Origin of the sequence: Methylophilus sp. OH31 (assembly GCF_000576615.1) — a bacterium.
Lineage (GTDB): Bacteria > Pseudomonadota > Gammaproteobacteria > Burkholderiales > Methylophilaceae > Methylophilus.
Genome location: NZ_BAUS01000004.1, coordinates 284819 through 300804, shown reverse-complemented (window position 1 = coordinate 300804; position 15986 = coordinate 284819). Strand labels below are relative to the sequence as shown.

The 15986-nt window shown below is 49.5% G+C and carries 17 protein-coding genes; 7 read left to right on the top strand and 10 right to left on the bottom strand.

What is annotated here, in order from left to right; genetic code table 11:
• Window positions 1-339, bottom strand: a complete 339-nt coding sequence (gene glnK / locus OH31_RS07965; protein ID WP_018986930.1) for a P-II family nitrogen regulator — start codon at window positions 337-339, stop codon at window positions 1-3.
• 60 nt (window positions 340-399) lie between these two features.
• On the bottom strand, window positions 400-1347 hold the full coding sequence (locus OH31_RS07960; protein WP_024930312.1) for a TorF family putative porin: 948 nt from the start codon (window positions 1345-1347) through the stop codon (window positions 400-402).
• Window positions 1348-1604: 257 nt separating this feature from the next.
• Between OH31_RS07960 and OH31_RS07955 the strand changes: the two genes are divergently transcribed.
• From OH31_RS07955 to OH31_RS07945, 3 genes are read left to right on the top strand one after another with little or no spacing between them, the layout of a single operon-like run.
• The gene (locus OH31_RS07955; RefSeq protein WP_019880955.1) at window positions 1605-1853 is read left to right on the top strand and encodes an accessory factor UbiK family protein; all 249 of its coding nucleotides are present in this window, start codon (window positions 1605-1607) and stop codon (window positions 1851-1853) included.
• A 45-nt stretch (window positions 1854-1898) separates the two neighbouring features.
• Window positions 1899-3398, top strand: a complete 1500-nt coding sequence (locus tag OH31_RS07950) for a YifB family Mg chelatase-like AAA ATPase (RefSeq protein ID WP_024930311.1) — start codon at window positions 1899-1901, stop codon at window positions 3396-3398.
• A 12-nt stretch (window positions 3399-3410) separates the two neighbouring features.
• Window positions 3411-3914: a DUF1993 family protein gene (locus tag OH31_RS07945; protein WP_024930310.1), complete on the top strand. Its 504-nt coding sequence runs from the start codon at window positions 3411-3413 to the stop codon at window positions 3912-3914.
• A 4-nt stretch (window positions 3915-3918) separates the two neighbouring features.
• Here the strand turns inward: OH31_RS07945 and OH31_RS07940 are convergent, their stop codons facing one another.
• Window positions 3919-4329, bottom strand: coding sequence for a hypothetical protein (locus tag OH31_RS07940; RefSeq protein ID WP_024930309.1), 411 nt, complete (start codon window positions 4327-4329; stop codon window positions 3919-3921).
• A gap of 234 nt (window positions 4330-4563) precedes the next feature.
• On the opposite strand from OH31_RS07940, the gene OH31_RS15160 reads away from it, so the two are divergent.
• Window positions 4564-4719, top strand: coding sequence for a hypothetical protein (locus OH31_RS15160; protein ID WP_019880917.1), 156 nt, complete (start codon window positions 4564-4566; stop codon window positions 4717-4719).
• Between the two features lie 305 nt (window positions 4720-5024).
• Here the strand turns inward: OH31_RS15160 and OH31_RS07925 are convergent, their stop codons facing one another.
• Genes OH31_RS07925 through OH31_RS07900 form a run of 6 tightly spaced genes read right to left on the bottom strand, consistent with a single transcriptional unit; the run spans window position 5025 to window position 12276 of the window.
• Window positions 5025-9110 (bottom strand): pilus assembly protein, encoded by a 4086-nt coding sequence (locus OH31_RS07925; RefSeq protein ID WP_024930308.1) that lies wholly within the window; start codon window positions 9108-9110, stop codon window positions 5025-5027.
• Window positions 9111-9119: 9 nt separating this feature from the next.
• Window positions 9120-9815, bottom strand: a complete 696-nt coding sequence (locus OH31_RS07920; RefSeq protein ID WP_024930307.1) for a pilus assembly PilX N-terminal domain-containing protein — start codon at window positions 9813-9815, stop codon at window positions 9120-9122.
• On the bottom strand, window positions 9805-10956 hold the full coding sequence (locus OH31_RS07915) for a PilW family protein (protein WP_024930306.1): 1152 nt from the start codon (window positions 10954-10956) through the stop codon (window positions 9805-9807). The genes OH31_RS07920 and OH31_RS07915 overlap by 11 nt, the downstream gene beginning before the upstream one ends.
• A complete protein-coding gene (locus OH31_RS07910; protein WP_024930305.1) occupies window positions 10956-11360 on the bottom strand; it encodes a hypothetical protein in 405 nt (134 codons plus the stop codon). Before OH31_RS07910 ends, OH31_RS07915 begins: the two co-directional genes overlap by 1 nt.
• A complete protein-coding gene (locus OH31_RS07905) occupies window positions 11354-11866 on the bottom strand; it encodes a GspH/FimT family pseudopilin (RefSeq protein ID WP_024930304.1) in 513 nt (170 codons plus the stop codon). Before OH31_RS07905 ends, OH31_RS07910 begins: the two co-directional genes overlap by 7 nt.
• A complete protein-coding gene (locus OH31_RS07900; protein WP_024930303.1) occupies window positions 11866-12276 on the bottom strand; it encodes a type IV pilin protein in 411 nt (136 codons plus the stop codon). Before OH31_RS07900 ends, OH31_RS07905 begins: the two co-directional genes overlap by 1 nt.
• A gap of 172 nt (window positions 12277-12448) precedes the next feature.
• On the opposite strand from OH31_RS07900, the gene OH31_RS15375 reads away from it, so the two are divergent.
• Together OH31_RS15375 and lysA are read left to right on the top strand one after the other, a co-directional pair.
• The gene (locus OH31_RS15375) at window positions 12449-12586 is read left to right on the top strand and encodes a lipoprotein (protein WP_148296199.1); all 138 of its coding nucleotides are present in this window, start codon (window positions 12449-12451) and stop codon (window positions 12584-12586) included.
• Entirely contained in the window at window positions 12583-13842 is a 1260-nt protein-coding gene (gene lysA, locus OH31_RS07895; protein ID WP_164480672.1) for a diaminopimelate decarboxylase, read from the top strand. The genes OH31_RS15375 and lysA overlap by 4 nt, the downstream gene beginning before the upstream one ends.
• A gap of 66 nt (window positions 13843-13908) precedes the next feature.
• On the opposite strand, the gene purU is transcribed toward lysA, so the two are convergent.
• Window positions 13909-14763, bottom strand: a complete 855-nt coding sequence (purU, locus tag OH31_RS07890) for a formyltetrahydrofolate deformylase (RefSeq protein ID WP_019880904.1) — start codon at window positions 14761-14763, stop codon at window positions 13909-13911.
• A gap of 100 nt (window positions 14764-14863) precedes the next feature.
• On the opposite strand from purU, the gene ispH reads away from it, so the two are divergent.
• Complete coding sequence (ispH, locus tag OH31_RS07885; RefSeq protein ID WP_019880902.1) at window positions 14864-15841, top strand: 4-hydroxy-3-methylbut-2-enyl diphosphate reductase; 978 nt, start codon at window positions 14864-14866, stop codon at window positions 15839-15841.
• Window positions 15842-15986: the final 145 nt, after the last annotated feature.

Sequence of the window (15986 nt, the reverse complement as noted above, 5' to 3'; positions counted from 1 at the left end):
TTATAGCGCATCCGGACCGGTTTCGCCGGTACGTATACGGTAAACTTGTTCCAGATCGAAGACAAATACTTTGCCATCACCGATTTTGCCAGTTGCAGCCGCTTTCTCAATCGCATCAACGACTTGATCAAGCATGTCGTCCTTGATGGCTACTTCGAGCTTCACCTTAGGCAAAAAATCCACGACATATTCTGCACCACGATATAACTCGGTATGCCCCTTTTGACGGCCAAACCCTTTGACCTCAGTGACTGTGATGCCTTGTACGCCAATGTTGGACAAAGCCTCACGCACTTCATCAAGCTTAAATGGCTTGATTATTGCGGATACAAATTTCATTTGCTTCTCCCGTTGTTAACTCTGGCGGGCACAATGCCCGCCAGATCTAAACTTGCTTATTTAGAATGTACGACCGACCGTTAATACCAGACGACCATCATTCAGATTTTTACTTTGCGCTTTAGTGCTGGTACCTTTACCGTTAAAGCTTGTACCACCATAGCCATTTTCACCCCAGTAGCGGGAGTTGTCTGACTCAACCCAGTATACGCCGGCGTTCCAGCCTTCGGTAGCACCAATTTTGAATGCTTTACTCAGACCAATTTTCCAGTCTGTGTAGTCTGGGTTAGTAGCACCAGAAATGGAAGTACTTGGCAAGTTTACGCCGCCATCTGGGCTAAAAGATTTGTCCAGTTTACCCGCCACATTCAAACGACCAACGTGAGCAATCAATGTCAAATCCCACCATGGCAATGGATAAGCCGCGTTCAATTCAAAATAGGTAGAGCCCTTAGTGCTGCCATCCCAACCTGTAGACTTATCCGCGCCCCACCAGTCAGTCAATGTGTAAGACAACTTACCGCTTAACCAACCGTAGGATAAACCAACGTTAGCTTCATAAGTGTCCCAACTACCACCTTTAGGTGTCAATACATCATTTGGGTTAGCCGCATTTGATGCACGGTATTTTTTCCATGAACCACCTGGATACAGGTAGCCATACAGACCAGCACTCCAGCCCAAACCTTCAACAGCAGGTACGCTACCGTTGTAACCAGCATAAACATCAATTTCAGTGGTCGAATCAGGATAAGTGTTAGGTGACACGCCTGAACCCCAAACACCAGCATAGAAGCCGCTAGAATGGGTGATATCCATACCGCCTTGTGCGGTTGGTTTGTGCCATGTTTGTGAAATACCACGTGAGTAGTAATCTGATACAAAAGAAACGTTACCGGTCGCAGACCAGTCAGATTTAGCTTCTTCTTTAGCCTCTTCAGCTGCGTATGAAGCTTGTGCAAAAGATAATGCACCCAAAACTGCTGTGAGCAAAATAGATTGACGCATTTATGAGTCCTCTCTCTGTGAAAATCTTTGATCGAATTGTTGTAAACGAGAATGAAACAACATTGACCACAAAGCAAGGCACGTGCCAACCTATATAAACAAATAAAATCAAATAATTAAAATTAAAATATAAAGTTTATTATTAAAAAAACATGGTAACAAATTGTTTTTTATTAATTATGAACTTATTGTATTGGGGTAATTATATTTTCAACCCTGCTATACATGCTAAAATATTGTGCAAAGGAGTGCTTACCATGCTATTCACCAACGAAAAAATTAAAGAATTATCTTTTAAAATCAAACAACTAGTTGATTCAAGCCCCATTTCAGAGCTAGAAACCAATTTGCATGCACTATTTCAGGGCGCGCTCACCAAAATGGAACTTGTTTCACGCGAAGAATTCGATATTCAGTCAGCATTATTGGCACGTACCCAGCAACAATTGAAAACACTGGAAGAAAAAATCAGCCAGTTGGAACAGGCTCAACCAGCCAAGAAGTAAAAATTAATTTACAATTGTTAGCATTCCAATATTCAGGAGTGCGAAATGAGTCTGGCGGTGTTATACAGTCGTGCACTGAGCGGCATGGACGCGCCAGAGGTGGTGGTAGAAGTGCATTTGGCCAATGGCTTGCCAAGTTTCACCATCGTCGGCCTCCCTGAAACCGAAGTAAAAGAGAGCAAGGACCGTGTGCGTGCGGCGATACAGACGGCACAATTTGAGTTTCCTGCCCGTCGCATTACCGTCAACCTTGCGCCGGCCGACCTGCCCAAAGAAGGCGGACGCTACGATCTGCCGATTGCGCTCGGCATTCTGGCCGCCTCAGGCCAACTGCCCAAACAACAGCTGGCAAATTATGTGATTGCCGGTGAACTGGCGCTCACAGGCGCATTACGGCCAATTCGAGGCGCGCTGGCGATGACATATCAACTGCTACAAGACAAAGCGGGCACCAGAGCGGCTATCTTGCCCCAAGAAAGTGCATATGAAGCGAGCCTGGTTGAAGGCTGCACCATTTTTGCGGCAGACAGCCTGCTTGATGTATGCGCGCATTTGTCTGACAAACAATCGTTGCCACAACACCCCTTGGTCACGCCGACAATAAACACCTTGCTGCCAGATTATCAGGAGGTCAAAGGCCAGCTACGCGCCAAACGCGCACTGGAGATTGCTGCGGCCGGCCAGCACAGCCTGCTAATGAGCGGCCCACCAGGCACGGGTAAGAGCATGCTGGCGCAACGGTTTGTCGGCATCCTGCCAGAAATGACCACGCAGGAGGCGCTTGAAAGCGCATCGATTTTGTCACTGACCGGTCAGTTTCCAGCAACGAACTGGAAAAAACGCCCCTTTCGTGCACCACACCATACCGCCTCGGCAGTGGCATTGGTCGGCGGAGGCAGCGTGCCACGCCCCGGTGAAATCAGCCTCGCGCATCATGGCGTGCTTTTTTTGGATGAGCTGCCGGAGTTTGACCGCAAGGTGCTCGAAGTCTTACGCGAGCCGCTCGAAAATGGCAGCATCACCATTTCACGTGCCGCCAGGCAAGCCACTTTCCCGGCACAATTTCAGCTGATTGCCGCGATGAATCCTTGCCCTTGTGGTTATTTCGGCCATTACAACCAGCGCTGTCGATGCACGCCAGAACAGATCTTACGCTACAAAAACAAACTCTCCGGCCCCTTGCTTGACCGCATTGACATGAATATCGATGTCCCCGCCCTTAAACCCGAGGAATTGAGCCAACACCAGCCTAGTGAAAGCAGCGCCAGTATGTGCGCCCGCGTGACGCTGGCGAGACGGCGGCAAATGCAGCGCCAGCAAAAACCCAACGCAATGCTAGGCCCGCTGGAGATTGCGGATGTTTGCCAGCTCGGGGAACAAGCCAGCCAACTGCTACAAACTGCCATGCACAAGTTCTCATTATCCGCCCGCAGTTATCACCGCATTCTCAAGGTTGGCAGGACTATCGCTGACCTGGCCGATGCAGAACACATGAGTGATGCGCATATTGCAGAAGCGTTACAATATCGGCGTTATGACTATTAAGAGGGTTACGCCATGCATTTATATGATGTCAGTATCACGCCATTGCTGCGCACCTTGCAAAACCTGAAACACATCCTGCAACAAGGTGAATTGTATGCTGAGCAGAAAAAGGTGGCGCCTGAAGTGCTGCTGAACAGCCGTTTATCTGTCGATATGTATCCGCTCACCAGACAAGTGCAATTGGTGAGCGACATGAGTAAAGGTGCAGGCGCTAGACTGGCCGGATTGGAAATTCCGCAATATGCCGATGATGAAACCAGCTTTGACATGCTGTACGCCAGAATCGATAAAACCATAGATTTCCTGGCACAAATCCAACCAGAACAGCTGGAGGGGGCTGACAGCAAAGAAATCGTGCTGACGATCCGCAAAGTGGACCTGACATTTACCGGGTTGGACTACCTGCAAAAATGGGTCATGCCCAACGTCTATTTTCACACCACCACGGCTTATAACATTTTGCGCCACCTCGGTGTACCGCTTGGCAAAACCGATTATCTCGGCCAAAAACGCTAATCGCTCAGGCAGGTTTGCGCCAATAGCCAGTCGCGCCTGGCTGCGCGTTTAACATGGCCTGCCGACGCAGCGTTTCATACGCCTCAGCCTCAGAAATGCCCTGTTCATGTGCGATACGCGGCGCTTGCTGATTGGCTTGAGTCACCCAGGCCGGATTCTGTTTATAACCGCGATCATGCATGCAGCGATCCAGTACGCGAGACTGCCTGGCCGCTTTCTCCAGCTTTTGAAACGGCAAGACTTCAGGCAACTCAGCCGCGGCCTTGCTGGCAATCAGGTCACACTGATTAATCGCCTGCGCAACATCGCTCTGCGGGCTGATGGGCTCAGCTTCCGTCAGTGACTGCCAATACCAGAAACCTGCATAGCCTAGCAACAACACCCCAAACACAGCGACTATCCTCGCAGCCTTCATCAGTCAACCCTCGCTCTAAGTGCTTTTATTGTGCGCCATTTTAGGACAGCTGAATAGCAAGGTCACTGTCATCTAAACAATGCATTCACTTCATGAAATCTTCACACAGCCTGGTTAACATAGTTTTAATCAATGGCGATACAGATAGTCGCCATAAAGCAGAATACCCAACTTAAGAATGGACCAAGCATGACGTTAATACAGTTATACACACCAGCAAATAAAGGAAGAATCATGAGCGAATGGCAAGATGAGCCACTGACCTACACCGCCAGCATGCCTGAGCTGATGACCGCACAGGACATTATGTATCTGGCTGAGGACATTGTGGCTGACAATAATATTCAGGCAATCTACAAACCTGCGGAACTCTCCCTGGAAGTGGTATAGCGTCAAGCGTATTGCCCGGTAACTAGCCGCGGCCAATCTGTACAAATTCACGCACGACCTCTGCCACACCTCCTCTAGGTACACGTTTCGTTCATACCTAGACACTGCCCCCGTGTTTGCCTAAAATAAAACTTCGACCATCACCATCACAGGAGGCAACCATGTTTTTAGGCGCGGTAGGCATCTATACCCTGATTGGCGTTGTTGTAGCGATTTGCCTGATTTTGTATGTGTTCGCCATCAAAGTTAAATAACTCGCTCAAATTAAAAAAGCCCCTACCGGGGCTTTTTTAATGGTGTCACTCTTACTGAATCAACTCATGCCAGCTTTGCTTGGTGCCATAGCTGCCATTGGTTCTTTGCTTGAAAATGTCAGTCGACTTGCTACTTCCTGACAATCCAAACACCTGATCATCCATAGACAGTTGTTGCGGTGTGGGGTCATTACTACCTGTCACCACCACATGCGGTATACCATTGCCATCATAGACAATGTTATACCCGACGGCAGGTGAGGTCATGCGCTCGGAGACGATACCACTAGGCAATACTGAGCCGCCTGTTTTGTAATCAAAATAGTTGAACCAGCCATAGCCAGCACCGCTACAAGCCTCACTACTAGGAACCAACGTCGGCATCAGCAACACGCCATTGAGCAATAAGGGATCCAAATTGACGCGCTCACCGGCAGGAAAGTCGACAACCCAACCATAACCACTGTTAAAATTAGGAATAGCCGTCGTTGTCACTTTTCGGTCCCCGCCAAGTGATTGAGGAGTTAACCGACCACGGTCTATACTGATGGCCTGTCCGCTATCTTTAAAGGTATAGGCAGAGTTCAAGGGCGTATTGGTCAAATCTGCTGGCTCCAGGAATTTACCAGTCCCTATCATCACCACGATATTACTATCCACTTTACCCAACTCTGGTTGAGTCGTGATTTTTTGTGGTGCACCACCAGCATCCGTCAAGTCGGCAATTTTAGTGACTGCGCCAGTATTGATATTAAAACGCCACACCTTGCCATTTAAGTCACCGCCATAGACATTGAGTGCCGTATTGTTCTCAAACATTTGCTCGGCATAGGCTGAGATTCTGGCCAATCCTGTAGGCTTATCACCTTCAGTGGTGGCTAATACCTTAATCACAGCGCCAGTACCCGCATCCAACACATACAAGTAGCCACCACCATCGCCTGCAGGATTGTTATCAACAAAAGTACCATTCTCACGTTTGGCAGCATAGGCGCCATTGTTATAGCCCGAGGTCAGCAACACCACCCAACGGCCATCCTGCATTTTGGTGACAATCGGGTTGCCAAAACTATAGCCGAGATTTTTATTATAGCTATCGCCTTCGGCTCTAGCATAATACTCCCACAACAACAGAGGATTTTCAGGGGTTGTCACATCCAGCGCAAAGTATCCGCGACCACCGCCATTCAACCCTGAAACCAGAATAGTGCGCCAAACAGCACTCCCGCCCGTGCAACCGGACACACAAACATCAGCCACAACCGGGCTGCCATTGACATAATTGGTATGGTAATTGGCGCCATACTCTTTATCAGCAAGATTGGCCAGATTGGGAATCACGGGAGTGGGGATAAAGGCCCACATCTCCGAGCCAGTGGTCGCATTGAAGGCATGCAGCATGCCATCATTTGCACCAACATACACCATCGGAGTACGCAACTCAGTAGAGGTTTTATAGGTTTTGTAATTATTGTCCAGATAGCCCGCATTGGAGGTCTTGAAATAGGCCGGGCGCGATTGGGAAATGTCGCCCAAAATAGCCTGGCGCTCTCTGAACAGGCGATTCTTAGACTCGGTATTCAAGCTGCTATCTTCGTAAGTTTTATTCCCACGTAAGTAATTAATCAATTTATCGACCTTCTCAGGATCGGTCCATTTTTGATCTGTTGTCTGCAAGCCTTGCATTTGACTCAACTTTTTATAACCATCCTCAAGAGTTTGCTTATAAGAAATGGGCAAACTCTCGACCTTGAATGGCGTAAGCGTGTTATTTGCATTGAAATATATGGTGCGACTAGCCAACTGCCCTTGTAGTTTACCTGTACAACTGCTGGCCACAGGGACGTAACAAGAAGTTGATTCACTGAATCCAAGGTCCGTGCCTAATGCGCCGCCGCTATTACCGCAAGTGGTCTGATCTGAGTTAGCCGTTTTGCAATAGAACGCGCCATCGTTGCTGTAAGAAGCGCTAGGCAGTTTGCACGTGTCTGCCGCCACACTCTCCACACACCACACGGCAGACTCAGACGTTTGCAGACTGGTCAAATTCACCGTACGCGCTTCCAAGTTGCCAATCCACTTAACGGATTGATAGCTGGCAACATATTGATAATTGTCATTTTTTGTAGGCGCTAGGCTACTTGCTGCGGCAGCCGCACTCGCGCCTTGAATCGCTTTAATTTCTGACAGCCCCTTGGCCAAAGACTCTTTAAGCAACTTGGGATTACTGGCACTGTAATAAGTACCACCAGCATTGACCGCCGCATGCCATAAATCATCAATTCGCGTGCCATTTTCCGCCAGAGTCGGGTCTGGCCAGTTTTTCAGCATAGGCGTTGAATTGATGTCCTTGTAATCACCCATGCTTTGCGATTTGTAATCCTCGGTATAAAGCAAGGTACCATCAATACCCAGACCCAAAGTCAAAGTCACCATGTTTTGCTTTGGATAGTCATTAGAGGTACCGCATACAGACGAACCGAGCGCACCACTACAATTAGAAAGGCTGCTATCGCGAATATCCGTGTCATAAAAATACTTCGCGGTATCTGCCAGGGTGTTTGACTTATTGCTACTGTCGTATTGCGGCGCTGGCGTGCTACCACCATCCATGTTACCAATCGCCGTCGATCCATTAATACGCGTCGGGTTAGTGGTGTCGTTCCAGTAACCATCCGTGGTTAGCAAAGTAAAATTAGACTGACATGCATATTGCATCGGGTCATCAGTACCCAGTGTTTGCTTGCCTGCAAAATGCCTGCCCACACTTGATAACGCCGTGCGCAGTGGAGTACCCCCGCTCGCAGATGTGGCAAACAGTTTGTCATACCATGCACTTTTCTGCGCCGCATCAAACGGCGCCAGCGCTAAATAGTTACTCTTGGGGCTGTTGATCGTTACGAAACCCACGCGATAACGGGCGTCTAAAGACTTAAATGCCTGGCTGGCGGCAGTCTTCATCGACAGCATGCGTGTACGATAATAGGTCACCCAATTGGCAAAATTGGTATATTCCTCGCTATAGGTACATACTGTCCCCGCACAGTCAGTCCGGTCCAAGCCTTTAGCACTCGCCCCAGGGGCAGTATAAGTTTGTCCGCTAACGATTTCCTTATAGACCAGGCTACCCGGAATATCACTTGCGCTGGCTGTGACCACGGTGGCTGTGTAGTTACCACCTGTGCCAGAAAAAGTCACTTGGATAGGGCTTGAAGTATTGATAGGGTCACCAGCAAAAGTGGTGATATCAAAACTGCTTCCACTGAGGGCGCTAAGAGTATTGCCCGCCAGTTTGCAATTACCACTCAAGCTGGTAGTACAAATATTGGTTCTCACCCGACTCGCGACTGTAGATGAAGTCGAGTTTGAGCTAGTTGAGGCAGATAAAAGCTCAATATTATTAATTTTGACACTGGTAACACTCACTGAACCCGTCACATTCAATGTCAGTCGGTAGGTTGCCCTTGGCTCCCTTAAGTAAACATAGGTGTTGCTATCATTCACCGTGGTGACATTATTGCGTATGGCCTGGCAACGATCCTGCACCCCGCCACTGGTCGCCAAGACCCTCTTGCCGGAAGCCGAGGACGAGTTACACCAGCGAATACTGGCAGGATATTTATTGGTAGTAGTGGCGGTTTTTGAAATGGTACAACTGGTGAGAGATGGCGTTGTGCAATACTCCCCTGGGACATAAGCAAAATAATAGGCTGAACTACCGCGATTGATCGTAGCGTAATAAGTGGTGGCAGATTCTGCAAAGCCACTGTAAGAAGTTTTATTGGCTAAACTGTTACCCAGGGAATTCAAGGGCGTAGAGTAGCTCACCTCCGGGTTATAAAACTGGGTATTAAATGCCGCGTTGCTAAATAGCCAATCATCCGCTGCATAAGTCGTGAGCCGCCCTCTGGAGTCGTAATAAGTGCGACCATCCGGATCATCTGTCGCCCAGTCAGGTGTGTAATTAAATCCCATACTGCCGGAGTTATCCAGCACAAACATCAAGTTAGGCTTCACATCCGAGCTGCCGGAAGTCTGCAATGGCATCGTTGCGAGGTCCAGAAAATCGGCATATGCCAGATGGGAAAGTAGCAACAATCCAAGAGAAATGCCGAGAGAAAATGTTTTTTTCATCATTCCACCTGCTTAGTTTGAAACAAACGATTGCATAAAGGTCACGGTGTTTTTGGGGCCGGAAACACGCAAAGTGACGCGATATAAAGGAGAGTCAGAGCTGGCGATGCAACGCTTGAACAGCTCAAGATTTGTGACATTGTGGGAACAGTTTTCACCATTGCTAGGCGAACTGGCCATCATACAACGAGAGGCATTACTCAGTGCAGCCCCCGCCGTCACCTCCGCGTCACTGTAACTACACATGCGTTCTACGACGTAACGAATTTCGTTACCTTGGCGGTCTACCCCATTGCGAATTTCGTCATTACCATCCGTTTGTGTAGGCACCAGACTGCTGTTCGCATCATTCCAGGTCATGCTGGTTAACTGGCTACCATCACACACCAGCAAATTGGGCTGGGTATCAAACTGGCTACAATTGGCGTAATAGCCTTGCCCGGCATGATGACTAGTGCTATCAACCAGCTTAATCGTCTTGGCTACATTTTCCGCAATGCCCTCCAGGGCCACATTGGAGGATGTGCTGGCAGATTGGCGGAACACCAGGTTGCCAGACAGCAAGGCATTGGTATCGACGCCGCGTATGAGTGCCACGGCTGCAATAGACATGACGGCCAACGCCAGCAGCGCAAAAAACAGCACAATACCGGCCTGCCTGGCGATCTCAGGGCGTACAGATTTAAACAAAAAAGGGCTATAAGGCATCGCGATTCCAAATCACATTTCTAAGTGGGATGGTGGCTTCATAGGTGCGATAACGATAGCGCTGCCAATTGGGAATAGCGCTTAAATCCACATTAACTGGATTAGCATCCGCCTGCCAGATGCATACTTTACTCACCCCCACAGCATTACCGTTGCAAGGCTGGCTGACAGTCGCTTTTTGCAGGTTACCGTCTCTGGCAACCACGGCCACACGCATTGAGCGAATACGATTGCGGTCTATCAATACCATCGCAGTGCCAAACTGACCTGTTGCATCCACCCATCGATCGACACGATTAATGTAAGCCGCTGCCGTAGCGGTTGTGGCAGTGGGGTCTATCGTGTCTGCAACGCCATATTGCGCCTGCAATGAGACAATTTCGCCAGCGACGGCGACAGCTGTGCTGTCTGGAAATGCATTGGAACCAGGTGTGCCCCCCGTGCGTGTCAGTTCATGTGCGTCACTGACCGCAAACTCATATTGATTCCAGACACCAATACAGGAAAAACGCACCCAATCGGCGCCATTCAAATCCGTGACCGGGTTAGCCGTAGGCACCGTATTCAATTCGGATAAAGTGTTAATCGTACGATCCGCATTCAATTTTTTTAACCTGGCCATGCTACAAGTGGGATTGGCTGGCGTCTGGTGAAACAGCACCACGTCATTCTCCTGGCAACCGATCAGGCGCCCATCCAGCGAGGGGGCGTTCATATTACCGGTGGCTCGCATAGAAGCGCCACCACTGGCCGGATTGCCATAACGAATACGCACAATGTCATTACCGGCACCGCCATCCACAATGACCACCGGCGACAGATTAATTACGACACCCGCCTGGTTAATGGAGGTATTGATAGGACAGAGTAACGGCGAAGGATCACTGCTGTTATACAGCGGCAAACCATAGCCCGCATTTTGTGCATCGCGCTGAATGTAATACATAGCCAGCACACCGCTAGACTGTGCATCTGCCCCGCCTGCAATCGTACGTTTACGCGCCTCAAAACCACTAAACAAGTTACTGATGGCCAAGGTGGCGACCAGGCCAATGAGAATACCAACCAGCAACTCAACCAGACTCATGCCTGATTGTGCGTGTTTGCGACGTGTTTTTCTGATGATGGCAAAAGCACTCATTACGGCGTCACATCAAATAAATAACTAGAGGCATTGACCAGGTGGCGAGTACCTCCCGGCACTTGCCACCCCACACTCACGGTCACCATACTATTGGTCAGCGATGAAAAAGTGAGCGTACCGTTTGGTAATTGCGTTTTAATCTTCTCGCTATCAATCTGCGCAATATAATTTGCTGAATTGCCGCCAAAGGCCATCATGTTGGCAATATGCGTTTGTGCAATAAGCAGCGCCTCCGCACGGTAACGGCTATCGCTGCTGTTTTTAATCATGGCGCTTTGCAGGCCCACCAGCGCTAACACGCCCATACTGAAAATGGTCACGGCTACCAAGGCTTCAATCAGCACCGAACCACTTTGGCTGCGTTTCATCGCCAGCGATTGTTTTGGTGAAGAATTTAACATGCTCTGCTGTCCCCCTCTACTGTCACCGATGGATCACACACCTTGACATTCCCACCTGCACCCAATATGACGCGTAACGCTTTACGCTCTGTACTGTTCACTTGGGAGTTAGTCACATTAACGACCGTGAGTGCGACGGGCGTCGCCGGATCGCGAGTACCAAAGCTGCCAAACACGGCAGTATTATTATCAGCACTCACGGTTGTATTAGCCGAAGAACCTTCCACTGCCTTTTTTTGGGTAATCAATGTCGGACAATCAGTGGTCACTGTCACACAACCAATCTGCCAGGCGCTATTGGTTTGCAAGGTAAACTTCACTTTGGCATTGCGCTTAATAGCCTCGGCCCTGGCCTGTTGCAGGCCAGCCCGAATAGACTCCGCAACAGTACGAATCTGGGCGTTACCAATAGAGGTTTGAAAAGCAGGAATCGCAATGCTGCTTACGGCCACCAGCACCACCATGGTGACAACCAGCTCTATTAAAGTGAAGCCTTTTTGCTGCATTAGCAACTACCCGAAGAAGATGTCAGCCAACAAGAAGCCCCTGCCGTACCATCGTATGTGGACGTTTTGGCATTGTCCTGATTCACACTAAAAGCAAAATTGCCCATATTTTGGGTAGACTTACCCGCTGCTTTCAGCGTGTAAGTAGTAGCTGTTTGGCTATCAACCGAGTAATCAAAAAACTTGGCATCACTTGGGTTGCATACAAACCCCACATAAGTAAAGTTATCCTGAAAGAACTGCTCAGCCTGCACCCGGCAATTGGCCAGATTCGCCGGCGCTTCGGCAGCATTGCCGGTTTTAACGTAATCCTGATACCCAGGCACGGCAATACTGGCCAGCAAGCCAATAATCGCTACCACAATCATCATTTCAATCAGGCTAAAACCATATTGATTTGGGCGCTTCATGATCAAACCCCTTTTAAGATAGCCTTATCATGCAAATAGCAGACTGTCATGTCCAGCGGCAGCCGACCAGTGGTTGAGATTGCCCGACAAACGGTCAAGTCGCGGTGCAGCCACATGAGCCACTGACGGTTTAATGGTAAAATGACGCACTATTTACATTGGACGGTGGATCATGCTTCCCTTCTGGACGAGATTACTGGCTGTTGCCTTATTGTTGGCTCAACTGAGCGCCTGTGGTCTCAAAGGGGATTTGTATATTCCTGAACGCCAATATCCTCAAACCCCTCAACAAGATAAGTCTTCATCGTGACCGCGCTTTCAACCCAACCTTTTTCTACTCAACAGGGCTTGCTACATGCTGAACATGTGGCCCTGCGTGAGATCGCTCTGGCACATCAAACGCCTACTTACGTCTATTCGCGTGCAGCATTAACGCAAGCCTTTGAACGCTTTCAGGCTGGCCTGGTTGGCCATGACCATTTGATTTGCTTCGCAGTGAAAGCCAATCCCAGCCTGGCCATTCTGAATCTGTTCGCCAGATTAGGCGCCGGGTTTGATATTGTGTCTGGCGGCGAATTGGCGCGCGTACTTGCTGCAGGTGGCGACCCGAAAAAAGTCGTGTTCTCAGGGGTGGGGAAATCACATGCTGAAATTAAAGCCGCGCTCGAAGCGGGCATACTGTGCTTTAACGTAGAGTCAGTCAATGAACTGGACCGCATCCAGCAAGTAGCTGCCAGCCTGGGTAAACAAGCCCCGGTTTCTCTACGTGTGAATCCCAACGTGGATGCCAAAACGCACCCCTATATTTCTACCGGTCTCAAAAACAACAAGTTTGGCGTGGCGTTTGAAGATGCACTGAACCTGTATGAAAAAGCGGCGCAACTGCCTAACATCGAAGTGCACGGCGTGGATTGCCATATTGGTTCGCAAATTACCGAGCTGTCGCCTTTCCTCGATGCATTGGATAAAGTACTTGGCCTGGTAGACGCATTGGCTGCCAAAGGCATTCATATCCAGCATATAGACGTCGGCGGCGGCGTAGGCATTACCTACAGTGATGAAACCCCACCAGACTTTGCTGCTTACACGGCTGCAATCCTGCAAAAACTGGCTGGCAGAAACGTAAAAGTATTGTTTGAACCAGGCCGCGCACTGGTCGGTAATGCAGGCGTCTTGCTGACCAAGGTGGAATACCTGAAACCGGGCGAATCCAAAAACTTCGCCATCGTTGATGCCGCCATGAACGACCTGATGCGCCCAGCGCTGTATGACGCATTCCACAATATCACCACCATTGCGCCATCGGCTGCTGAAGCGCAGGTGTATGAAATCGTCGGCCCGGTTTGCGAGAGTGGCGACTTTCTAGGTCATGACCGTAACCTGGCCATTGCCGAAGGCGATTATCTGGCGATTCATTCTGCAGGTGCTTATGGCATGAGCATGTCCAGCAACTACAACACACGTGCGCGTGCCGCCGAAGTGCTGGTAGATGGCGACCAGGTGCATGTGATCCGTGAGCGCGAACAGATTGCCGACCTGTTTAAACTGGAACGTACCCTGCCATAAGACGCACGGCACCCAATAAAAAACCGAAGCCTGAAGCTTCGGTTTTTTATTTGCAGTACATCCGTTTTAATCAAAAATCACGGTCTTGTTCGCATAGAGCAAAATACGATGCTCAATATGCCAGCGCACGGCTTTGGAGAGCACCACCCGTTCCAGGTCACGGCCTTTCTGGATTAAATCTTCAACCTGGTCACGGTGAGAAATCCGCGCCAGATCCTGCTCGATAATCGGCCCTTCATCCAGCACTTCCGTCACATAGTGGCTGGTAGCCCCAATCAACTTCACCCCACGTTCAAATGCACGGTGGTATGGGCGCGCGCCGATAAAAGCTGGCAGGAATGAATGATGAATATTGATGATTTTTTGCGGATAACGCGCGACAAAATCCGGTGACAAAATCTGCATATAGCGTGCCAGCACGATCAAATCGATGCCATATTGATCAAACAGCGCAAATTGCTGAGCCTCAACCTCGGCTTTGGTTTCCTTACTCATCGGCAGATAGTGGAAATCAATGCCGTAAAACTGTGCCAGCTTCTCGGTGTCTCTATGGTTGCTGATAATCAAGGGAATATCGCAAGCCAGCTCGCCACTATGGTGGCGGTGCAGCAAATCAACCAGGCAGTGGTCATATTGCGACACCATGATCGCCGTACGTGTTTTTTGCTCGGACAGTTTGAGCTGCCAGGTCATGTCAAAACGCAGGGCAATCGGGCCAAACGCCTGCTCAAAGTCAGCCACGGCGACATTGAAATTGGTCAGGTCCCACTCCACGCGCATCAAAAACAGATTATTTTCCGCATCCTGATGCTGGTCTGCGTGTAAAATATTGGCATTGTGCTCATACAAAAATTGCGCAATCGCCGCCACAATCCCTTTGGTATCCGGGCAGGTAATCAGCAAGGTAGCAGTGTTTTTCATAACATGGGCTTCAACGAGCAACAAAAATGCAGATTATACCTGATGCCTGCCAGACCTTGTGGTTGACCTTGGTATTGGCAGGCGCAGAATGCAGCATCCTATGACGGAATTCATTATGCAAACAGAAGTGACACCCAATATTGTACTGGCTAACCCGCGCGGCTTTTGCGCCGGGGTAGACCGCGCCATCATCATTGTCGAGCAGGCGCTGGAAAAGTTCGGCGCACCGATCTATGTACGCAATGAAGTGGTGCACAACAAATTTGTCGTTGGCCAATTGCGTGACAAAGGCGCAATTTTTGTCGATGAATTGGAAAAAATTCCGGCAGGCAGCATCGTCATTTTCAGCGCCCATGGCGTGTCTAAGGCCGTGCGCGCAGAGGCAGAGTCACGCGGCCTGACGGCATTTGACGCCACCTGTCCGCTGGTGACCAAGGTGCATATTGAGGTGGCCAAGATGCGCAAAGATGGCATGGAAATCATCATGATCGGCCACAAGGGCCATCCAGAAGTAGAAGGCACCATGGGTCAGTCTGAAGCAGGCATGCACCTGGTGGAAACACCTGAGGATGTGGCCGCACTGCAAGTGACAGACCCGGACAAACTGGCCTATGTGACGCAAACCACATTGTCCGTCGATGATGCTACGCAGGTGATCAATGCCTTGAAAGTGCGCTTCCCAACGATTAAAGCACCCAAGAGCGATGACATTTGCTATGCCACGCAAAACCGGCAAGACGCAGTCAAAGTCATGGCCAAAGACTGTGACCTGGTGATTATTGTCGGTTCACCCAATAGCTCAAATTCCAATCGTTTACGCGAAGTCGCGAAAAACCAGGGCGTAGAAGCCTATATGGTCGACAACGCCAGCCATTTGCAAGCCGCGTGGTTACAAGGCAAACGTAAGATCGGTATCTCGGCGGGCGCCTCTGCGCCAGAAGTGCTGGTGAAGGAAGTCATTGCTGCGTTGCAAAACATGGGCGCAGCCCACGTTGAAGAACTACAAGGCGTGGTCGAAAACGTCGTTTTCCAGTTGCCAAAAAACCTGGTCAACGCCGAAAAGCGCAATCAGGCTTAATCAAGCGGATTTCATCAAACACCATTCTGGGCAAAAAAAACCCAAGCTCGAAAGCTTGGGGCAAGCAATATCCTCGGGAAAGGATAATCGGGGAACGATTGCTCATTGTTGTGGTTATATGCAGTTTGCTTCAATACTTACATTT